This is a genomic window from Paraburkholderia fungorum (assembly GCF_900099835.1).
In the GTDB taxonomy this organism is placed as follows: Bacteria; Pseudomonadota; Gammaproteobacteria; order Burkholderiales; family Burkholderiaceae; genus Paraburkholderia; species Paraburkholderia fungorum_A.
The window spans coordinates 1352478-1373807 of record NZ_FNKP01000001.1; the positions used below are offsets into that span (position 1 = coordinate 1352478).

Below are 21330 nucleotides of genomic sequence, written 5' to 3' on the forward strand. Positions count from 1 at the left end.
GCCCGTCACCCGTCACCCTTACGGAATTGCCATTCGATGTTCTCAATCATCATCCCGACCTGGAACAACCTGCCTTATCTGCGCCTCGTGATCGAGAGCCTGCGACGTCATTCGACGCACTCGCATCAGATCATCGTGCACGTCAACGACGGCTCGGACGGCACGCTCGCGTGGGTGCGCGACGAGGGCATCGAGCACACGGCGTCGCCGGGCAATATCGGCATCTGCCACGCGGTCAACATCGCAGCGGCGCGCGCCACGCACGACTACATCGTCTACATGAACGACGACATGTACTGCTGCCCCGGCTGGGACGACGCGCTGGTCAAGCGCCTCGCGCAGATGCCGGCGGACAACCTGTTCATGCTGTCCGGCACGATGGTCGAGCCGGTCGACTCCGGCAACCCGTGCGTGGTCGTGCAGAACTTCGGCCGCGACGTGGAGAATTTCCGCGCCGAGGAACTCGTCGCCGCCACCCCGAAGCTGGTGCGCGCCGACTGGCGCGGCGCGACGTGGCCGCCCACGCTCGTGCATCGCGACTGGTGGTTCAAGGTCGGCGGATATAGCAGCGAATTGAGCCCCGGCATGAGCAGCGACAACGATTTCTCGATGAAGCTGTGGGACGCCGGCTGTCGTGTGTTCGTCGGCGTCGGCGACAGTCTCGTGTATCACTTTCAGCAGAAGAGCACCGGCAAAGTGGTGAAGAACGACGGGCGTCGTCAGTTCCTCAACAAGTGGGGCATGACGCAGGCGACCTTCGACCGCTACTTCCTGCGACGCGGCACGGCCGTGGAAGGCGGGCAGGCGGTGAGCGAGCCTGAGCGCACCGGCCGTCTGCGGCGCGCGCTGCTCAAATCGCGGATCAAGCGGGCATTTAGCTGAGGGTTACTCCTCGCGCGCATTGCACCCGCATTGCACGCATCACACGCCGCCGGTCACCAGCGGCAGCACCGTCAGATCGGGATGCGTGCCTTCCACGATGCTGCGTCCTACGTGAACCGCTTCGTAGAGCGCATCGTCCTTGCTGGCGAAGCTCTCTTCGCCGTCCGCGTGAAACGGCACCGCGTGGCCCGGAATGGCCGGATCGGCGCCCGGATGACAGACATACCCGGCATACGTATAGCGCGCCGGTGGTGCCGACGCCGCGTGGGCGGCATCGGGCGGGTCTTTCTGAAGCGTCACGACGTGAATCTCGAAGCCCTCATAGTCCACCGTCTGCCAGGGTGCGGTTTCGTCGGCCATGGCCGCCTCCGTCTTGGTCGCGTGCCTGTCAGAAAGTCTAGGCGATTTGCATGCACAACGCGGCCCCGGACGGATACGGCAAAACCACTATGGCTTGATCGCACCGAGCTGTTTGAGCAGCGTGAGGTTGTCCTCCAGGTGCCAGTTTTCGACGATACGGCCGTCTTTCACGCGGTACAGATCGAACGCCTGAAAATCGACTTTCTGGCCGCTGCCTTGCAGATTCTGAAACTGGCCCGTGAAGTGTCCGTAGAAATGCAGGTGGACCGATGCGCGGTCGCCGGCCACCACGAGGTCGTCGATTTCCGCGTGCAGGTCGGGCACTGCCGCCCTGAATCCCTTCGATGCCGTCAGCGGCCCTTGCGGACCCTGCGGCCGGCCGTCCGGCAACGTCCGGTCGACAAACTCGGGCGACAGCGCAAGCTTTGCCCAGGCTTCGTCGCCGGTATTCCAGAAGGCGGCATAGCGCCGCGCGGTTTGCACGACCGCTTCGCTTTGCGCGGACGTGGTATCGAAAGCGACGTGGTGCGGGACGGGCAGAGCGGTGTCGTCCGTCGCACTTGCGGCATGCGCACTGGAAGCCGCGAGAGCACCGGCGAGACCGACGGCAAGCAGCGCGTGGCGGGCGATCCGGGAAAGTTGGGCGGTAGACATGGCGTTCTCCAGAGAAGCTGATTCGGTGAATGAAGTTGATGAAACGCATTCTCCGGCTAACGATTACATTTGATAATTAGTCTATCGTTTAAAGGATTTTCATTTGAAATTTGAAAATCTCATGCAATTTCGTTACCAGCATTCGAGCGCGCCCGGCTCTTCCGTCAGATAGAATGACGCGCTTTGCCCGGAAACGACCTCGCCCATGTGGTTCAAAAACCTTCAGCTTCACCGTCTTCCCGCTCCGTGGTCCGTCACCCCCGAACAGATGCAGAAGTGGCTCGCGCCGCACGCGTTTGCGCCCGGCAATAGCGTCGAGATGCAAAGCCACGGCTGGGCGTCGCCGCGCGATAACGACTCGCTCGTGTACGCGCTCAACGGCCAGATGCTGCTGGTGTTCCGCGCCGAAAAGAAACTGCTGCCCGCGTCGGTCGTCACCCAGGTGACGAAGGAGCGCGCGCTCGAACTCGAAGATCAGCAGGGTTTCAAACCTGGCCGCAAGCAGATGCGCGAACTCAAGGAGCAGGTCACCGACGAACTGCTGCCGCGCGCGTTCAGCATCCGCCGCGATACGCGTGTGTGGATCGATTGCAAAAACGGCTGGCTGGTGATCGATGCGGCGTCGCAAGCCGTTGCCGACGAAGTGCGCGGTCTGCTGGTGAAATCGATCGATCAGTTGCCGCTCGGCACCGTGCGCGTCACGCAATCGCCGGTCGCGGCGATGACGGAGTGGCTGCTTTCCGGCGAAGGCCCCGCGGGCTTCACGCTCGACCAGGACACCGAACTGCGTTCGCCCAACGAGGGCAACGCCACCGTGCGCTATGTCGGACATACGCTGGACGCCGACGATATGCGCCGTCATATCGAAGCCGGCAAGCAGTGCATGCGGCTCGCGATGACGTGGAACGACCGCGTGTCGTTCGTGCTGACGCCGTCGCTGACGATCAAGCGCATTGCGGCACTCGACGTGCTGAAGGAAGCGAGCGACCCCACCGCGCAGAATGACGACGAGCGTTTCGACACCGACGTCACGCTGATGACCGCCGAACTCGACCGCATGCTGACCGATCTGCTCGACGCGTTGGGCGGCGAACAGGGTGAGGCGATGCCGCAAGCTGCGGCGGCCTGATTCGCCGGAGCATCGCGAGATCGGGCGAGGCGGCATGCCATCGCGTCCGCTGCCGGTATTCTGAATGTGGTTAAGATGACGTTCGGAAGTGCGTACCGGTCACGGAGGGCTTGCGATGGTCCGTCTCGTCATGATCCTGCTGGGCGTCGATTACCTGCGCACTCGCTGGAGATCGTTGCAGATCGTCGGCTGGGTGAGCCTGGTGCTCGGCGTCGTAGTGTTCGTCGACGCCCTCGATAACGCGCTTTATTTCCCGATTACGCCATTTGCGTTGTTGCTGCTGCTCGAAGGCATCGGCACGCTCGCGGTCGCCTGGACCGGCATGGGCGGGCAGCGCACGCTGCGCTACGTGAAGGGTCTCGCGTTCTGCTTCGCGGCGGCGCTGATTCTGGCCGGTCATCATCACGGCAACTTCATTCTGTCGATGATTTTCGGCACGCTGTTTCTGGCCGACGGCGTGCTGCAAATCGTCTCTGCCCGAGTGGTGCGCTACCGCACGTGGCGGCTCGCGGTGGCGGGCGGCGCACTCGAAATCGCGCTGGCGATTTTCTTCTTCCAGCCTTTTCCCACGCATTACGTCGGCACCGTGCCGTATTGCCTCGGCCTCGGCCTGATGTTCGGCGGCTGGAATCTGATTCTGCTGAGCACGCGAGTGCGGCGGCTCGCGTCGAATCCGGCGGTCGCGTCCGGCGATGCACACGCAACGGTCGGCTTGACCACGCGAGGCGTTCCGCTCAAAACCGAATGGGACGGCCCGCCCGCCGCCGACGAAGCCGCGCTTACCGTACACGTGTGGACGCCGGTCGGCTCCGCCAAAAGCGAAGCGCGGCGGCAACTGATCGTCGACCGCTATATTGCAGCGGTGGATCGCAACGGCGTGATCTCGACCGGCCATGCCGCGCTCGAATCGCCCGAGGGCATCTACATCAGCCTGTACCCGGGTGTCGAAATCGATCGCTCTCCCGACGACTTCACGCGGCTTTTGCGCGCCACCCGCGAGAACGACGTGCCGGGCGTTTTTCAGCCCGATTACGCGACTGAATCGAAGGCGTGGTGTCCGTCGACGATTCAGGTGCGCATCCGCAATTACGATCCCGAGCGCCTGCGCCGTTTCTGGGACGCGTATCGACAGGACACGACTTATAACCTCACGCATCGCAACTGTTCGAGCACGGTCTCGCGCGCACTGGAAGCCGCGATCGAGGGCGCGTCGGCGCGCGTATGGGGCAGTCTCGGCGGATGGCGGCCGTTCTGGCGCGTCGTCACGACACCGGAGTTGTGGGTGGCCGCGCAACTGCGCAAGCGCGCGGCGACGATGGCGTGGACGCCCGGTCTCACGCTCGACTATGCGCGTGCGTTGAGCATGCTGGCCGATCCGCGGCCTTCCGGCTGGGTCAGGATGGCGCGGCTCGCTGTGCGGCGGATGATCAGTTCTCGGCAGCAGTGGCGCGACGAAGCGCGTCACGCGCCCGCCGCGCAGGAAGCGACAGGCGGCGCGCGAGGCAGCGTGCAAGAGTGAGCGGAGGAGGCCCGGCCGTGGTGCAGCGTGGTGCGAAATGACGCACCACGGTGGCGGGATCTGCCCAACATCGATGTCGCATCAAAAACGGCAATCGCATCAACGGCTTGCAGGTTTTGCCGGATAGTTATGCACAGATTTGCGAACAGATTCTGTTGATAACTTCCGCGCGTTGCGCAGTTATCCAGATGAACGCTGCAAATGAATATGGCGGGTGTAAGCTGGCCCGTCGTTTTCCCGATCGAGGCTGAGCACCTTCGAGTCCCGTGGTGGTTCGCTGTCGTTCGTCAGCCTTCCCAGGCCCACGCCTTGCTGCACGAATTTCATCCGCTGCGGCAGCGGCATTCGACGCATCCGTCGCGCAGCGCGTCCGCCAATCTGTGATGGCCGCGCGTTTCCAGAATTCCCAAACAGAACAACGCAATCGACCGCGTGCCAAATACCCCGTTTGCGCGGATGTCCACTCACGTCGACATCGTGCGAACGGGAAGCATCAACCGAACGTTTCAATTAGGGGCGCTGCGATGAAATTGCGCGTTGGCTACGAACTGGTCTACGAGTGCGTGCAACCGACGCCGATGTTGTTGATGCTGAACACGCACTTTTCGCACGCGAAAGAGATGCTGAGTCCCGATCTGCTGATGGTCGATCCGCCGTTGCCGATCAGCCAGTATCGCGACGGTTTCGGCAACCTGTGCAGCCGGCTTTTTGCGCCGCCCGGGAAAATTTCTTTCTCGACCAACGCAATGCTCGAGGTGTCGTCCGAACCGGAGCAGCGGCCGCCGTTTATCGAGCAGCATCCGGTCGAAGCGTTGCCCAACGACACGTTGATGTTCCTGCTGGGCAGCCGCTATTGCGAAACCGACCTGCTGTCCGAATTCGCGTGGCAGACCTTCGGCTCGCTGCCGCTCGGCCGCGTCCGCGTCGATGCGATCTGCGAGTACGTACACAACCACATCCAGTTCGGCTACGACTTTGCGCGGCCCACCAAAACCGCGTGGCAGGCGTGGCAGGAGCGGCGGGGCGTGTGCCGCGACTACGCGCATCTCGCCGTGGCCCTGTGCCGGGCGATGAACATTCCGGCCCGCTATTGCACCGGCTATATCAGCGATGTCGGTCTGCCGCCGCCCTACGCACCGATGGATTTTGCCGCGTGGTTCGAGGCGTATATTGGCGGATGCTGGCAAACTTTCGATCCGCGCAATCACGCGCCGCGCACCGGGCGGGTATTGATGGCGCGGGGCCGGGACGCCGCCGACGTCGCGATCAGTAACACGTTCGGGGCCACGCAGTTGCTGAAATTCACCGTGGTGTGCGAGGCGATATAGTTTTTTGCCGCACCGCAAACCTAAAGTTTCGGGAGAGAAATGCCGACATGTTCGGCATCGACCTTGCATCGTCAACCGATTTACGAACACCGACTCACGAACAGCATGATGTCCCGCAATCTGGCCGCTGCATCGGCGGCAATTTTTCTCGCACTGCTGGCGCCGCCGGCCTCTCAGGCCGCGCCGCTCGGACTGGCCTCGATCAACGTCAGTCTGACGGTGCAGGAAGCCTGCATCGTTCAATCTGCCGACGGCGTGATCGACGCATTGAATCAGCCGGTCGTGTCGTGCCTGCATGGAGCGCCGTTCCAGATCGGCCAGGCCGGTTTCGATCCGCTTGTCTCCGTCGATCCCGGCGCGGCCCGGTCGGAGCCAGTCGCCTATGCCGCCACCGGCGACGCCCAGCAAACCGTCTGGACCGTCAATTTCTAATACAAGCCAGGTCGCCCGTCCTCAGAAGCTGATCGTCGCGGTAATCGAGTCGCTGTAGCTGCCGGGCATCGGCGTGCTCTGCGCCGGTACGAGCCCGTACACGCTGATCGACACCGGATTGCCCGTGCCGGTGCCGGTTGCCATCGAGGTGCCCGCACTGCCGTTCCCCCACGCGGTCGCGTGTCCCGAATCCACGTAAAGCTGGTAATTCACCGCGCCGCCGCCGCCCGAGCGCTGCATCTGACGGGCGGCGACGTTGTTGGTCGAGCCGCCGCTCAGCGCGATCTGGAACGCATCGCCATTGGTGCAGCGAGCCGTGATCGCGCCGGTCGCGCTCAACGCGGACTTAAGCACGCCGCTTGCGGTAAACGCGATGTTCGTTGCGCTGATCAGGCAATTGTTGGTCACCATTGCGGTGACATTGAATGCGCCGCCGGCGCTGCTGGTCGTCGCGCCGGCGCATCCCGGCGACAGAAGCAGGAAGAACGCGTAATTCACCGTGAGCTGCGAGTCGAGGTCCGAATAGGTGGTGGTGCTGTTGCCGGTGGTCGGCACGGTCGGCTGGTTCGAGGCGACCTGGCCGTAGTAATTCACGGTCGTCGAGGTCGTCACGCCGGTTAACGGTTTGTCGAGAATCAGCGAAATCGGCGTGGTGCCGAGTGCGGTCGATCCCCACGCGATCGAGTTGTTGGTGTCCTGATACAGGCCGTATTGCAACTGGTTGCTGCCGCTCAGCATCGAGCGGACAACCGGGCCGGCCATGTTCAGGCAGACCTGCACGCTGGGCAGCAGCGTGACCGAGGGCCATGTGCATTGAACGAGAATGCTGCCGGTTGCGGACACCGGGCTAAGCGCGATCGGGCTGACACTGCCGAAACTCAGCGCGGACGGCGTCGCCGAGCAGGTTTGCGCGCTGGCGGCGCGCGGCAGCAGGCCGAGTAGCGCGCACAGGCCGAGCAGCACGACGAGACGCAGCACGGCCCGTCTCATTGCGCCGCCGAGGTGGTGGCTGCGGGCGGTGCCGTCCGCGCGGGTTGGGCTTCGCTGCCGGATGCACGGCTGGTTGCTCCGGCGCGGCAGGTCAACGGGCCGATGGTCGGCAGCGTGCCGTTGGCGGGGCGCTCGTAGGTGAATTCGACAGCGCATCGCACGGCGCCGTGGCCGTCGCCGTCACCGCCGTTTTCGATCTCCAGATGGTTGTCCCGCTGCAGCTTCTCGATGAACGTCAAACCGTCATAGCCGACGATCGTGTCGGCGCCGCTTTCCACGTGATGCACGCGGGTGCCCGGCGGCATCAGCTTGCCGTCCGCCTCACGCAAAATGATCGAAGCCGCGCTGTAACGCGACATGCGGAAGCTCGCCAGCACCCCCGCGTGCGACTTCGGCACCAGATCCATCGAAACGGAAGCAATGCGCGCGTCGGCGGGAAGATTCATGCTGTCGATCGCGACCTGGTTGTGCTGGTACGCGTTCAGATCAGGAATCAGCAAATGCCCCCCGCTGTCGGTCGTGCCGATTACGCGGTTTTCGTGCAGTACCGGCACGTTCGGGACGCCGTCGGTGGACACCAGCGCAAAGCCGTCGTCGATCCGGCGGGCCGGCTGCACAGTGCCGTCCATGAACACCACGGCGCCGCTCATGTCGAGCGACGCGCTCGCCTGCCGGTCGATGTCCTGCGCGATGGCTGTCACCTCGCCGTATTTGCCGAGATATTGCCCTTGCGCCTGCCGGTACGGTATCGCGCCCGTTCCGCCTGCCTGCACGCCCCAGCCCCAGCCGCCCGCGTAATCGGGTGGCCGCTGCGCATTGAGGTTGTAGGTGGACTGGCCGTTCTGCCGGCCCACGCTCGTGTTGATCGCGGTGTTGTTGCCGAGGCCGAAGCTCGCGGTCAGAAACACGCCTTGCGAATCGTGCTGGAGAAAATCCTTGTAGGTGCTCAACGTCAGCGACGCGAGGTTGCCGAAGTTCACCGTGTACGACAGCGAGCCGATCCGCGAAGAAGGAATGCCCGGGAAGCGGTAGCCGATGTAGCTGAGCGACACCGTCTGACGGCTGAAGAAAGGTAGCGCCAGCGTCACCCGGTCGGTGGCGGTGGGCACGGGGGTGCCGTCGCGTGCGCCGAGGTCGCCGTAGTTGCCATAGGCGCGCAAGGTCTGCGCATCGATCGAGAAGTGCGGCTCGATCAGTTGATAGCCGATGCCGACCTGGGTGCCGTTCAGCTTGCCCGCGCTCCCCGACACCGAACCGCTGACCACGCCCGCCATGCCCATCCGCACCAGCCCGCCCGCGCCTGCGTTGACGAGTCCGCCGGTGGCTTCGGCGTGGCCTTCCAGCGTCAGCGAATCGGTGACGCCGCGCCTTGCGGTGACGCTCACCGCCGGACGCGGATCGTACGAAAACGAATCGACACCGTAATTGCGGCGCAGGAAACCCGCTTCGAACGAATAGCTCGACAGACCTGCAGCCAGCATGCGGGTGTCGACATAGAGCGGCAGCGTGGTCGAAATCGTGCGGCCTAGCGCGTCGTGCGTGATCACCGTCGCTTCGCCCGCGCCGGTGATGCCCGGCACGTTGTTGACGATGAACGGTCCGCTCGGCACGTTGCCGGTGAATTGCCGCACGTTGTTGATATACAGATCCACCGCCGACGGCACCACAGCGGTCCCCGACAGCGACTGCAGGGGGAAGGTCACGAGGTCGGGGCGCAGCGCGAAGTTGCTGCGCCACTGGAAACCGGCGATCCGAAACGAGCGCGTCCAGTCGAGCGACGACGAGATGGTGTCGCCGATCTGCGTGGTGCTGAGCGTCGCGGGGTTGGACATGCTCCACGACGTGTCGTAGCGGACGTAGCGGTGCAGGTCGCTGTACAGGTACGCGATGCCGGTGTTGCTCAGCACGCCGGTCGGGTCGAAATAGCGTTCTTCGCTCCACAGCGCGAGTTGCGCATTGGATTGAGTCTGGGCAAACGCGTCGTAGTTGATCAGAAAGCCGCGCGACGAGGTCGCGTTCGGCGTCTGCGTCAGCTCGCGCGTGTCGAACGTGTACGGCTTGCGGATCGCGTCGGGCACCAGCAGGTCGATGCTTTGCGCGGCTGCGTCGTAGTGGTAGCGCAGGCCCGCGATCTGGTCGAGTTCGAGCGATGCGCTGTCGGCGGCGCCGAGCTTGTCGGTGGCGATGCCGATGTCGCTCAGGTCTTTCGCATTCGCGCTGAGCTTGCCGTCCTGCTCGCGAAAGCGTGAGATCAACGAAGTGCGCTGGCCGTTGAGCATAACTTCGAGATACAGGTCACGGCCCGCTACGGCGCGTGCTGAGGTTTTGATTGCGGCGGGTTGGGTGCTGGGTCCGCCGAGGTCAATGCCTGCCGGGACGCCTGCTGCAGCACTCGCCGCGACAACCGCTCCCGTTGCAACACCCGCCGCGACGCGCGCATCGACGCCGGTATCCGCGAATTGCAACGGGGCTTGCGCGGCGGCCCGCTGCGCACCCAGCAGATAAAGCAGTGTCGCGAGCGCAATGGCATGCGGCCTCCATCCATGACGTTTTTGCCGTCGTGTCATTCTCATTGGTTGCGTGGCGCTGCATCGTGTCCGTTCCTATGGGCGCAGCGCGGTCGAATTCCGCAGCCGGCCTCGCCTGACGACGGGCGAGGAGGCCAGCCGGTGTCGGGCGCGTACTCACTCGACTGCCACGGCGGCTTCGGCCGGCAGCGAGTTGACTGCCGCCCGCACCTTCAGCGGACCGCTCTGCGCGACGTTGTCCGGCAGCGTGACCTGCCAGTGCCGTTCGCGTCCGGCGAGCGCGTAGCCGAGCAGGCCCTTGTTGATCGGATAGGCGTTGCCGGCGTGATCGATCAGCTGCACGGCGGCGATCTGCGCGCGCTTGCCGCCCGCGTTGTCGACGCGCAGCGTCCAGTGCTGGGCGTCGCGCGACAGATGCCAGGACAGCCGGGGCTGACCGGTATCGACGGCGGGTTCGACGAACACCGGCACCGAGTAGCGCAAGCGGATCGTCACGCCGCTGGTCGGCGCGGTGTCCGGTTCGGGCAACTCGTCGATCAGCACGCGATACCCCTGCTCGGCGGAGGTGGGCGCGGGCATGGTGCGGACCAGCCGTACCAGTTGATCGGCATGCGCGGCGATCTGGATCAGCGGCGGGCTGGCGACGAGCTCCTGGGTGGGCGTGAGTGTGTCCTCACCGTCCGCCTGATCCCAGCGGAACACGCGCACCTGGCCGAACAAAGGCTTCTCGCCAGGATTCTTCAGCGTGATGCCGGTCGCGTTCGCCTCGGCCGGCAGATCGACCATTACCGGCGAGATCTGCAGCGTCGCGGCGTGGGCGGACAGCATGCCCAGACTCCACGCACACACACTGGCGACGAGTCGCCGGCGTAGCGCCCTCTGGTTCCGCGTCGCGCTCATGGCGCTCGCGCGGCCCGTCAAAAGTAGACCGTGGCGGTGACGGTGGTCTGATAGGTATCAGGCTTCGGGGTGGATTGCGCGGGCACCTGACCGTACACGGTGATTGGCTGCGCCGTGCCGCTGCCCGTGCCGCTGACCGTGTTGGTGCCCTGCGTGTTGCCCCACAGCACCGTGTGGCCGGCGTCCTGGTAAAGCCCGAAGCCCACGGTGGTGGTGGTGTTGCCGGTGGCCGTGCCGGCCATCAGCCGGGCGGTCACCGACGAACCGGTGACCGTGCCCGCGTCGAGCCCGACGTTGTACGGCGTGGTGTTGGTGCAGGTGACCGAGACCGTGGTCTGCTGGTTGATGGCGGTGGCGAGCACGCCGTTGCTGCCGAAGTTCAGCGGCGTGGCGGCGATCGAGCAGTTCGCGTTGAGCGTGAGTGTGACGGTGAAGGTGGCGATCGCCGTGCCGTTGGAGTACGTCGCGGCGCTCGCGAGCTGCAACGGCAAACCGAACGTCAATGCGACGATCAGTCCGGATGACAGCAATTTTCGTTTCATTGTGCAACCTCTCTCAGGCTCCCGGAACACCGGTTTTCCATTTTCATGGTCATCCTGAATCGGGTCGCCGGACGGCGCGCTCAATTGCGGACGATTTCCATGCTGGATAATTGAATTGTGATTGGTGCTATTTGGTTTTATTGCGATTACTGAAATCAGTCTACACACACTTTTTGGTTCATACAAATTATTGCGCGTCGTCATTGAGACGTGAGTGCCATGCGGGATATAGGGTTGACACCGATTCAGCAACGCGGAGGGGTAAATGTTTCTTAATCACCGTCATGCGAAAATACCGGAATCAAGGTAATTTTTTCTAAACAGCATGAGTGCCGGATATCGAAAGATCGTTTAATTAATGGGTAAATATGCGATTGGAATGGCTATTAAAATGCGGAATGACTTGATTCGCGATATTGAAAAGGGCGTTTGAATGGCGAGTGGCGGAGTCTGCCGCTTTTAATGAAGAACTACAGATAAAACAGAGACGCTGTCATTTTCCGGGCGCCATTGCGTGCCTGCGCCGCAACAGCATTGAGCCGACTGTCACCGCCATGCCGATGCCGCCCATCGTCAGCGCAAGTCCCACGATCAGCGGGCCGGTTTGCGTGCGAGCCGGAAACAGCGTGACCAGCAAGCCGGCGAGCGGCTGCGTGAGGTTGTTCAGCAGGATTACAACGCCGGTCGTCTTGCCGAAGTCCTGTGGCGGAATGATCCGCTGACGCGCGCTGCGGATGTAGACGTTGAACATCTTGTCGAAGCCGACGATCAGCAGAAAGCCGAGCGCGTAACCCCACGGCGCGGCACTCGCCCCGGCGATCACGCCGCCCACGCAGATCGACACGAACGCGACGCGGCCGAGCGTGCGTGCCGGCCACGCGGTGCGCGCGATGGTCAGCAGAATCAGCACCGTGGCGACCGCGCCCGCAGTTTGCAACACCGCGTAGTAGCGGTTCGATTGCGCATGGAAGCCGGTGACCATCGCGGCCGAGGTGGCGAGTGTCACGCCGATCACCAGATTTTCGGCCGCCGCGAGCAGCACGATCTTTTTGAGGCCAGGCAGCATCGCCACGTGGCGCAGCGCGATGCGCAATGGCAGGCTCCAGTGTCCTGCGGGGCCGGGCGGCAGCCGGTTGCCGGTGAAGCCGCTCGCGCGTTGCCACAGGAACAGCGCGCCGTCGGCGAGAAGAAACAGCAGGCCGGTGGCCGCGACCACCCATGGCCAGCGCCATAGGCCGAGCAGCATCGCGGCCAGCATCGGACCGAGCACGAAGCCCAACTGGTCGGCGAGTTGTGAGTAGGCGAGTACGCGTTGAAACTGTTGCGTGCTGAAGATTTGCGGCAGCATGACTTCGCGCGCGACCAGCCCCTGGCTCGTCAGCACGCCAGCTATCGCCGACAGCGCGATCAGCCAGCCGATCCCGCCGAACAGTGCGTAGCCGAGCATCCCGCCGAAACACACGAGCGCGCGCACGGTCTGACTGACCCGCATCAGCCGAAGCGGCGAGACGCGGTCGCACAAAGCGCCGAAGAAGGGGAACACCAGGTAGCGCGGCAGCGTTTCGATGAAGAACGCCAGGCCCGACCACGAGACCTGGCGTGTCGTCTGGAATACGACTAGCGGGACGAGAAAGAGCAGGATCTGATCGGCGAGACGTGCGACAAACAGCGAGCAGAAAAAAGCCTGATGGTTGACGCGCACCGTGAATGTCCCGCCGCTGATGAATAGAAATGAGCCCGACTACGGGCCGAGACCGATCCTATCAAAGTTGGCTGGAACAGGAAGGCCGGACCGGCTCGCCTATTCACCCCGATACGCACGCTCCAGTTGCGCGAGATCGAGCTTGACCATCTTCATCATCGCTGCCATCACGCGGCTCGCTTTGGCGTCGTCCCGGTCGCGCAGCATGTCGCCGAGCGAGTCGGGCACGATCTGCCAGGAAATGCCGAAGCGGTCCTTCAACCAGCCGCATTGCCACGGCGAACCGCCGCCTTCGGTGAGCTTCGTCCAGTATCGGTCGACCTCTTCCTGCGACGCGCAATGCACGAACAGCGAAATGGCGGGCGTGAAGGTGAATTGCGGTCCGCCGTTTAGCGCCATGAACTCCTGACCCTCGATCTCGAACGTGATGGCGAGCACCTTGCCCTTGGGCCCCGGACCCGCTTCCGGGTAATGCATCGTGGTGACGATTCGCGAAGCGGAAAACACCGACATATAGAACTCTGCAGCCTCTTCGGCATTGCCGTTGAACCACAGACACGGCGCAATCTTTTGCATGACGTTCCTCCTGCGGACCGGCGCATGGGCTGCACCGGTCCGCGAGTTATTTCATCGCCGAGGCCATGGCCTGCTGGATTTCGTCCGGGCTCATGTCGCGCGTGTGGGTGGCGAGCGACCAGCGATGACCGAACGGGTCCAGCAACTGGCCGTAGCGGTCGCCCCAGAACATGTCGGTGACGGGCAGCGTGACGGTCGCGCCGGCATCGACGGCCTGTTTGAAACTTGCGTCGACGTCCTGCACATAGTGGTGGATCGTGACCGGCGTGCCCTTCAGCGTGGCCGGGCCGAACGCCTGGTGCTCGGGCCATTCGTCGGTCAGCATCAGCATGGAGTCGCCGATTTTCAGGCACGCGTGCATCACCTTGCCGCCGGGACCGGGCAGACGGAACTGTTCGACGGCGTTGAAGGCTTTCGTGTAGAACGCGATGGCTTCTGCGGCGTTCGCGCAGATCAGGTACGGCGTGAGCGAATGCATCCCGTCCGGGATCGGTTTGACAGCGGGGCTGGTCATGACGGCGACTCCTTGAAGTAGCAGATTCACAAGTTAAAGACCGGCTGCGTGAGGTGAGTCAGTGGCGCGCCAGGCCTTCAACATTACGACGACTACATGACCGTTGAATCGACACTCCGGAAAAAATATTTTCCGGAGCGCGCCGGTTTCGCGAGCCGCGACCCGCGTCCGCTTCAGCCCGCCGGGTTGTCCTCGTCGGATGGCGTGGCGGACGGCGCCGTCGGCGCACCGTCCGGCGTGCCGAGAATGCTGATCTGGAAGATCGGCGTGGCCGCCAGCGATTGCAGCGTGGCGTCCTCGGGAATGTGTTCGAACAGCGGCAGGATCACCGAGCCGCCGATCACCGCGCGCCGGCTGTCGTCGGCGGGCCGCAGGCCCCACACGTCCTGATAGACGACCGGCACTGCGACGCCATTGCGGGTCGTGTTGCCGATATACAGCATCACGTGGCCGCCGATATAGATCAGCGTGCGCAGCGGCACGCCGTGTTGCGCGAGGTAGTCGAGCCGTTGCGCGGGCGTCGACGCAGACAGATCGGTCATGCTGCCCGCGTTCATCTGCGTCGACGAATGGCGCGGCAGCCACACGCCGAACACCGCGAAGATGCTTTGCAGTTCCGACGAACAGTCGTTGTAGAAACCGCTGTTGCCCCAGCCGTACGGGCGGCCGATCAGGGTTTTCATCAGCATGGCGAGGTGACGCGGCGTGGCGGCGAGCGGCATCGGCGCGATTTGCGTGTCGTTCAGCGTTGCACTGCGGATGATCGCGTGGCCGTCGACGTCGCGAGCGGGGACAAGCACGGCGAGCGGGACGTCTGTATTGTCCGCCGACGCCTGCTGCGGTTCGCCCTTGACGGAGGACAGCGGCAACATCGTCCCGGCGGGCGCGTCGAAGCGGAACACGCCACGGCTGTCGCGCACCGGCGCCGAAGCCACGGTCACCGCGCCGAGCGATCGGACCGTCGCCGCGCGCCACGTGTCGACGAAGCGGTCGTCCGCGAGCGCGACGTTTTCGCTGCGCACCCAGCCCTGCACATCGGGCGTCTGCACGTAGGACCATGCGCCGTCGACGCTGCCGCCCAGCACATACAGCGGCGTGCCCGGCCGCACCGCCGAAATCTGCAGATTGTCGAACGGGTAGCCTTCGCCGGCCAGACGGTGATCGTAGAACGACGGGTCGAGGGTCGGCAGTTCGCGCACCAGCAGGTTGCCTGAGGCGATGGCGCGCCGCTCGGGCTGATAGACCGGGTTCTGCGTAAATTGCCCGACATTCATGTTGCGCGCGATCGTGTCGATCCACGCCTGGTCGTGCGGACGGAAATTCTCCCCGTAGCCGAGCGCCGCGCCGCTCTTGCCGCTGTTGTCGAATCGCTCGATGCGCCGCTGCTGCAGCGCGGCAATGTCGGCCCCTTGTTGCCGGAAGACGCGCATCGTCACGTAAGCGGCATTCCACGGCGACGCCGCAGTCGTGCCGGTGCCGAAATAGCGCGCGTACAACGCCAGGAAGTGCGCCTGCTGATCGGCGGGACTCAGGAACGGACGGTCGTAGGCCGGGCTGTCGGGGTCGAGCCAGTGGTCCACGTTCTGGTCGTAACCGGCGATCGGGAACAGCGAGACGGTATCGACGGGAACGCGCGCATCGCGCGTCGGCGACGGGTTGCCACACGCGGCGAGGGTCGCGAGGGCGCCGCCCAGCATGGCGGCGCGGCAGACATGCGGCCACCGGACGGACGCAGCAAACGACGCAGACGACGCAACTGAAAAGGCAAGACGGCGGGACAGGGCGGCGACGGACATGACGTATGACGTTAGGCGAAGTAGTTCCAGGGGCACGATGATACGGTGTCCGCACACCGGCGACGTGTTGCGCGGATGCCGCGTAATGAACCTATAGATACAACGTTTATATGGTTTCATCGGGGTTCGTCGAATTTTCACAACAGCGGCCGCACGCTCGTGCCGGACCGCCCAGCCCGCCAGATCGGGATCAACCAGGAGCACACCATGCAAACCAGCGCACGCAACCAATTCGCCGGCGAAGTCACCGAAGTCAAACACGGCGCCGTGAACGACGAAATCACGCTTCGCACTCAGGACGGTCTCGAGATCGTCGCGATCATCACGCACGGCAGCGCGACGTCGCTCGGACTCGCTGCGGGCAAGAAGGCGTTTGCGCTGGTCAAGGCATCGTCGGTGATCGTGATGGTCGATGTCGCGGCGCATCAGGTGTCCGCGCGCAATTGCGTTGCGGGAACCGTGTCGGCGGTGACGAAGGGCGCGGTGAACGCCGAGGTCACGATCAGCGCGGGCGGCGCGCAGATCGCGGCGATCATCACGAACGAGAGCGTCGAGCGTTTGGGCCTGGCGAACGGCAAACCGGCGACCGCGATTTTCAAGGCGTCGAGCGTGATCATCGGGGTGGATTGAGGTCGATCGAGCTTCGGGAAACGGCGGCGCGGTTTGTCCGTTAGCGTGGTCGGCGGCTGATGACACGCGTGGATAAAGGCACGCGTAACTGGCGTTTCCCGCAGGAAAGAGGACGGCATGCGCGATTTTGATCCGCGTGAACGAAACCGGCGCTTGCTTTAAACTGCACGCCTCGCTGTTCCTCTTTCCGCTTTCATCACGGACACCGTCATGTTCGAAGTTTCCTCTGCCTCGCATCTGTCCAAAGCCGCTCAATACGAAGAACTGGTCGCCCAGGCGCGCTCGCTGCTCGCCGGTGAAACCGACTGGATCGCCAACGCCGCGAATTTCTCCGCGTTCGTATTCCATTCGCTGAGCGACCTGAACTGGGCCGGTTTCTATTTTCACGACGGCCGCGAACTGGTCGTCGGCCCGTTCCAGGGCAAGCCCGCGTGTGTGCGCATTCCGCTCGGCAAGGGCGTGTGCGGCACGGCCGCGCAAACCCGCGAAACCCAGGTCGTGCGCGACGTGCACGAGTTCCCCGGACACATCGCGTGTGATTCGGCGTCGCAATCGGAAATCGTCGTGCCGCTGGTTGCACCGGATGGCACGCTGATCGGCGTGTGGGACGTGGACAGCCCGGTCGTCGCGCGTTTCGACGACGAAGACGCGAAGGGCATGGAAGCGCTGTGCGCGGTGTTCATCGAAGCGGCGTTGCCGCGCGGTGCGTCAGTGGCGTAAGGGTTTGTGTTGGGGCGTCCCTGAAGGGCGTCCCAACGACACACGTCGCGCAATTGGCGTACACCTCAACGGCGCCCATGCACGTTCATACATAGACTAGATGCCGTTCAGGGGATGGGTCGGCGGACCTCATCCCGTTATCGTTTCTCCACGCGCTCGGCCCACCCGATGAGCGCGACAAACCCCACAGGTTCTGGAGACACGCATGAGTTCCGCCACTGCATCCGCCACCGCGACCACCGCCACCGCTGCGAGCAATAACACCTCGCCGCTGACCTTCCAGCGCTCCCCCGCGTTACCCCGCAACTGCACGTTCGAAAGCCACGACTGGGAGATTCTCAGCCGCTACTGGCATCCGGTCGCGTTCGCCGCCGACGTCGCGGATAAACCCATTAGCGTGACGCTGCTCGACGAACCGCTCGTCGTGTTCCGCTCGAACGGCGAACTGGTGAGCGCGCGCGATATCTGCCCGCATCGCGGCGCGCCGCTGAGTCAGGGATGGGTCGAGCAGGGCAACATCGTGTGCCCGTATCACGGCCTGGCCTACGGCAGCGACGGCAAGTGCAAACACATTCCGTCGCAAACGGGCGGCCCGATTCCCGAGCGCCTGCATCTCGTCACGTACGCGACCCAGGAAGCCTACGGGCTCGTGTGGGTGTCGCTGGGCGGCGGCACGGAGCCGCTGCCCAGCTTTCCTGACTGGGACGACCCCGCGTTCCAGCAGATCCTGCCGCCGTCGATCGACATCAACGCATCGGCCGGACGTCAGACCGAAGGCTTTATCGACGTCGCGCATTTCGCGTGGATTCACCACGACAGTTTCGCGGATCGTCACAACCCGGTGGTGCCGCAATATTCGGTCGAGCGGCGCGACGGCGGCATGCGCGCGGAGTACGTGAGCACCGTCAGCAACTTCCCGAAGTCGATGCAGCATCGCGCGCCTGACGGCTTCTTGTGGCGTCGCCATTTCGAGGTGGACGTGCCGTTCTTCGCACGTCTGACCGTGCAGTTTCCAGAAAACGGCCGTCTGTCGATTCTGAATGCCGCGAGCCCGGTGTCCGCGCGCAAGACGCGTCTGTTCGTGCCGATCGTGCGCAACTTCGACAAGGATCTGCCGCTCGACGACGTCTACGCATTCAACCGCCAGGTGTTCGAGGAAGATCGCGCGATCGTCGAGCAGCAGCGGCCTGAAGACTTGCCGATCGACCGCACGGCCGAAGCGCCGATCCTCGCGGACCGCTCGTCGGGCGCATACCGCCGCGCGCTGGCCGAGATCGGTCTCGGCCAGGCGTATGTGCGCTGAACCTGCACGACCATTCTGGAGAGATGCGATGAGAGTATGGGAATGTGTGATCTGCGGCTTTCGCTATGACGAAGCGCTAGGGTTGCCTGAAGCGGGCATTGCGCCGGGCACGCGCTGGGAAGAGGTGCCGGACGACTGGTTGTGTCCCGACTGCGCCACCGGCAAACACGACTTCGATATGCAGGTGATCGCATGACGGCCGTCATCGAGAAGGAAACGCAGCAGCCGGTGGTGATCGTCGGCACCGGCATGGCCGGTTACACGGTCGCGCGCGAACTGCGCAAGCTCGACAGCCAGGTGCCGATCGTGATGATCAGCCGCGACCACGGCAGTTTTTATTCGAAGCCGATGTTGTCGAACGCGCTCGCGATGAAGAAAGAGCCGCATATGCTGGCCACGTTCGATGCGATGGCGATGGCCTCGCAACTCGGCGCGTGGATTCGCGTGCGTCAGAACGTCGAGCGAATCGTGCCGGACGAGCACGTGCTGGTCGTCGAGAACGCGTTGCTCGGCTACAGCAAACTGGTGCTCGCCACGGGAGCCGACCCGCGCCGTTTGCAGGTGCCGGGCGACGGCGCCGCCGATGTGCTGTCGATCAACGATCTCGACGATTACGCGCGGTTCCGGCTGGCGCTCACGCGTTGCCGGTCGGTGGCGATTCTCGGCGCAGGGCTGATCGGCTGCGAGTTCGCCAACGATCTGGCGGCCGCCGGTTACGCGGTGAATCTGATCGATCCCGCGCCCACTCCGCTGGTGCGTCTGTTGCCGCAGCAGGTCGGCGAAATCTTCGCGCATGCGCTCGATCGGGGTGGCATTCGCTTTCATGCCGGCCGTAGCGTGCAGCGGATCGACCGCACGTCGGACGGCTACCGATTGAGTTTCGCCGATGGCGAGCCGATCGACGCCGACCTGGTCGTGTCGGCGATCGGACTGGCGCCGCGTACGTCGCTGGCGGCAGCGGCTGGTCTCGACATCGAGCAGGGCATCCGCACCGATGCGTGGTGCCGCACCAGTGCGCCGGATATTTACGCGTTGGGCGATTGCGCGGCGATCGACGGCAAAGTGCAGCCGTACGTGCTGCCGATCATGCACGCGGCCCGCGCGCTGGCGCGTACGTTGACGGGCGAGCCGACGCGTGTCGCGTTCCCGGTGATGCCGGTCACGGTGAAGACTCCCGCGAGTCCGGCGGTGGTCGTCACGCCCGAAGCCGAGGGCGCGTGGTCGATCGAAACCGGCGACGCCGCCGCAGCGCATGCTGCACGTGCGGTGTGCCGCGATGCCGCGAGCGAACGGCCGTTGGGTTTTGCGCTGCTCGGCGCGGCAATCGAAGGCAAGGCTGCGCTCGTCAAAGCGATGACCGCAGCAGAAACGAACCCGCTATAAACAACGGGTCCCGGTGATCACGACAACTTCCGTCTGACCGACCTCACCGTGTAATCGTTCGACGCCTGAGAGGGCCTGTCACCTCGAAGAAATCCGATGATTGCGTTCACGCCGCAAGCTCCGCGCTTGCGGCTTTTTTATCGCCAGCGAAAAAATCGATCAGGATGCCAGATCTTTCGCAACAGTCGCGATCAGCCGGCGCAGCCAGATCGCCGCGACGCTGCGATGCGTGCGATCGTGCCAGAGCTGATAGTAGGTGAGCGCGCGCGGTTCGCCCGGAACCGGCTCGATCCGCAGCGGCAACAGCTTCGTGTAGTGCGTGGCCAGCGCGCGCGTGGTCGTGAACAGCAGGTCGGAGCGCGCCAGCACATAGGGCGCCATGCCGAAGTAGGGCAGCGTCGTCGTGACCGTGCGCGACAGGCCGTTGCGCGCGAGTTCGACATCGATCGTGCCCCATGCTGTCGTGTTGCACGTCGTCACTGCGAGGTGATCGGCCTCTTCATAAACGGGCTTGCTGAGCCGCCCCGCTTTGACCGGATGACCGTTGCGCATCACGCACACCAGTTCGTCCTTGCACAGCGACTGCAAATGCAGATGCTCGGGCGGCGTGCTCCAGTTGCCGATCACGAGATCGAGAAAGCCGCTTTCGAGTCCGTGCTCGTAGCCGCCATCCACCATCATCAGATGACGGAATTCGAGTTTCGCGTGCGGAGCGTCGCGATGAAACGCATCGACGACGGCCGGCACGAAGAACGCGTCGAGATAATCCGGCGAGCCGATCCGGAAAGTCTGGCTGGTAGTGGCCGGATTGAACGACGCCGTGGGATGCAGGATCGATTCGATGCTGTTCAGCGCCTGCGCGGCGGGTTCGATCAACGTTGTCGCGTGCGCGGTCAGCACCATGCGGCTGCCGCTGCGCACCAGCAGCGGATCGCCCGTCATCTCCCGAAGCTTGCGCAACGCGACGCTGACCGTGGGCTGCGATTGCCCGAGCAGGCTCGCGGTGCGCGAGACGCTCGATTCGGTCAGCAGCGTATGCAGCACCTTCAGCAGATGCGAGTCGATGACTTCCCTGGACATGAAATGCGGGACTCTGTGCCGCGCGGTCCACGTAATAGGAACGGCGCTTTTATCGGAGAAACTGCGGGCGAACAGCAGCGGAAACGTGTTCGAAATATATGCACGGATATAGCGGTCGTCAATCCGGCGCGGCCCCGCTAAGGGTTTCTGATCGCATGTCGAAAGGGTGTCGAACAGGCATCCAGCCTCGGTGCGGATTGACTTATTCCTCGTGGAATATTCCCGCCATAGTATGCACGTTATGGCGCGCGTGACCGGATTGGGATCGGCTTAAACCAATCGGGAATAACACCAGGCGAAACGATTGGCGCAACACGTGCCCGAGCAATGCGGCCGAATGGCGCGTGAAAGCCGCTATCATA

General features: G+C 63.9%; 22 protein-coding genes. 10 read left to right on the plus strand and 12 right to left on the minus strand.

Annotated elements, in window-relative coordinates; genetic code table 11:
* The first annotated feature begins 36 nt into the window (after positions 1-36).
* A complete protein-coding gene (locus BLS41_RS05960) occupies positions 37-882 on the plus strand; it encodes a glycosyltransferase family 2 protein (protein ID WP_074763461.1) in 846 nt (281 codons plus the stop codon).
* A gap of 39 nt (positions 883-921) precedes the next feature.
* Here the strand turns inward: BLS41_RS05960 and BLS41_RS05965 are convergent, their stop codons facing one another.
* On the minus strand, positions 922-1242 hold the full coding sequence (locus tag BLS41_RS05965; protein ID WP_074763462.1) for a hypothetical protein: 321 nt from the start codon (positions 1240-1242) through the stop codon (positions 922-924).
* An 87-nt stretch (positions 1243-1329) separates the two neighbouring features.
* Positions 1330-1896 carry an ester cyclase gene (locus tag BLS41_RS05970; protein ID WP_074763463.1) on the minus strand — a complete coding sequence of 189 codons (567 nt, stop codon included), beginning with the start codon at positions 1894-1896 and terminating at the stop codon, positions 1330-1332.
* A 205-nt stretch (positions 1897-2101) separates the two neighbouring features.
* Here BLS41_RS05970 and BLS41_RS05975 point away from each other — a divergent pair, with 205 nt between their 5' ends.
* Together BLS41_RS05975 and BLS41_RS05980 are read left to right on the plus strand one after the other, a co-directional pair.
* Positions 2102-3025, plus strand: coding sequence for a recombination-associated protein RdgC (locus BLS41_RS05975; protein ID WP_074763464.1), 924 nt, complete (start codon positions 2102-2104; stop codon positions 3023-3025).
* 115 nt (positions 3026-3140) lie between these two features.
* Positions 3141-4544: an HdeD family acid-resistance protein gene (locus BLS41_RS05980; protein ID WP_074763465.1), complete on the plus strand. Its 1404-nt coding sequence runs from the start codon at positions 3141-3143 to the stop codon at positions 4542-4544.
* 180 nt (positions 4545-4724) lie between these two features.
* Here the strand turns inward: BLS41_RS05980 and BLS41_RS38925 are convergent, their stop codons facing one another.
* Positions 4725-4889 carry a hypothetical protein gene (locus BLS41_RS38925; protein ID WP_171910200.1) on the minus strand — a complete coding sequence of 55 codons (165 nt, stop codon included), beginning with the start codon at positions 4887-4889 and terminating at the stop codon, positions 4725-4727.
* Between the two features lie 179 nt (positions 4890-5068).
* On the opposite strand from BLS41_RS38925, the gene BLS41_RS05985 reads away from it, so the two are divergent.
* Both BLS41_RS05985 and BLS41_RS05990 read left to right on the plus strand, forming a co-directional pair.
* The gene (locus tag BLS41_RS05985) at positions 5069-5872 is read left to right on the plus strand and encodes a transglutaminase-like domain-containing protein (protein WP_074763466.1); all 804 of its coding nucleotides are present in this window, start codon (positions 5069-5071) and stop codon (positions 5870-5872) included.
* Between the two features lie 108 nt (positions 5873-5980).
* Positions 5981-6304 carry a hypothetical protein gene (locus tag BLS41_RS05990; protein ID WP_171910201.1) on the plus strand — a complete coding sequence of 108 codons (324 nt, stop codon included), beginning with the start codon at positions 5981-5983 and terminating at the stop codon, positions 6302-6304.
* Positions 6305-6325: 21 nt separating this feature from the next.
* Here BLS41_RS05990 and BLS41_RS05995 read toward each other — a convergent pair whose 3' ends face one another.
* The 8 genes from BLS41_RS05995 to BLS41_RS06030 all read right to left on the minus strand — a co-directional run bounded on the left by BLS41_RS05995 (position 6326) and on the right by BLS41_RS06030 (position 15753).
* On the minus strand, positions 6326-7294 hold the full coding sequence (locus tag BLS41_RS05995) for a Csu type fimbrial protein (RefSeq protein ID WP_074763468.1): 969 nt from the start codon (positions 7292-7294) through the stop codon (positions 6326-6328).
* Positions 7291-9861 (minus strand): fimbria/pilus outer membrane usher protein, encoded by a 2571-nt coding sequence (locus BLS41_RS06000; protein WP_253189627.1) that lies wholly within the window; start codon positions 9859-9861, stop codon positions 7291-7293. The genes BLS41_RS05995 and BLS41_RS06000 overlap by 4 nt, the downstream gene beginning before the upstream one ends.
* 117 nt (positions 9862-9978) lie before the next feature.
* Positions 9979-10650, minus strand: coding sequence for a fimbrial biogenesis chaperone (locus tag BLS41_RS06005; protein WP_074763469.1), 672 nt, complete (start codon positions 10648-10650; stop codon positions 9979-9981).
* An 89-nt stretch (positions 10651-10739) separates the two neighbouring features.
* Entirely contained in the window at positions 10740-11264 is a 525-nt protein-coding gene (locus BLS41_RS06010) for a Csu type fimbrial protein (RefSeq protein WP_074763470.1), read from the minus strand.
* Positions 11265-11757: 493 nt separating this feature from the next.
* On the minus strand, positions 11758-12966 hold the full coding sequence (locus BLS41_RS06015; protein WP_074763471.1) for an MFS transporter: 1209 nt from the start codon (positions 12964-12966) through the stop codon (positions 11758-11760).
* Positions 12967-13065: 99 nt separating this feature from the next.
* The gene (locus tag BLS41_RS06020; RefSeq protein ID WP_074763472.1) at positions 13066-13542 is read right to left on the minus strand and encodes a VOC family protein; all 477 of its coding nucleotides are present in this window, start codon (positions 13540-13542) and stop codon (positions 13066-13068) included.
* 46 nt (positions 13543-13588) lie between these two features.
* Positions 13589-14056, minus strand: coding sequence for a VOC family protein (locus tag BLS41_RS06025; protein ID WP_074763473.1), 468 nt, complete (start codon positions 14054-14056; stop codon positions 13589-13591).
* 173 nt (positions 14057-14229) lie between these two features.
* Positions 14230-15753 (minus strand): SH3 domain-containing C40 family peptidase, encoded by a 1524-nt coding sequence (locus BLS41_RS06030; protein WP_074763474.1) that lies wholly within the window; start codon positions 15751-15753, stop codon positions 14230-14232.
* A 306-nt stretch (positions 15754-16059) separates the two neighbouring features.
* Between BLS41_RS06030 and BLS41_RS06035 the strand changes: the two genes are divergently transcribed.
* From BLS41_RS06035 to BLS41_RS06055, 5 genes are all read left to right on the plus strand, one after another.
* Positions 16060-16482 (plus strand): TOBE domain-containing protein, encoded by a 423-nt coding sequence (locus BLS41_RS06035; protein WP_074763475.1) that lies wholly within the window; start codon positions 16060-16062, stop codon positions 16480-16482.
* Positions 16483-16692: 210 nt separating this feature from the next.
* Positions 16693-17202, plus strand: coding sequence for a GAF domain-containing protein (locus BLS41_RS06040; RefSeq protein ID WP_074763476.1), 510 nt, complete (start codon positions 16693-16695; stop codon positions 17200-17202).
* 205 nt (positions 17203-17407) lie between these two features.
* Positions 17408-18505, plus strand: a complete 1098-nt coding sequence (locus BLS41_RS06045) for an aromatic ring-hydroxylating dioxygenase subunit alpha (RefSeq protein WP_083379935.1) — start codon at positions 17408-17410, stop codon at positions 18503-18505.
* 28 nt (positions 18506-18533) lie between these two features.
* A complete protein-coding gene (locus BLS41_RS06050; RefSeq protein WP_074763477.1) occupies positions 18534-18701 on the plus strand; it encodes a rubredoxin in 168 nt (55 codons plus the stop codon).
* Positions 18698-19888, plus strand: coding sequence for an NAD(P)/FAD-dependent oxidoreductase (locus tag BLS41_RS06055; protein WP_074763478.1), 1191 nt, complete (start codon positions 18698-18700; stop codon positions 19886-19888). The genes BLS41_RS06050 and BLS41_RS06055 overlap by 4 nt, the downstream gene beginning before the upstream one ends.
* A 159-nt stretch (positions 19889-20047) precedes the next feature.
* On the opposite strand, the gene BLS41_RS06060 is transcribed toward BLS41_RS06055, so the two are convergent.
* On the minus strand, positions 20048-20968 hold the full coding sequence (locus BLS41_RS06060) for a LysR family transcriptional regulator (RefSeq protein WP_074763479.1): 921 nt from the start codon (positions 20966-20968) through the stop codon (positions 20048-20050).
* Positions 20969-21330 lie beyond the last annotated feature (362 nt).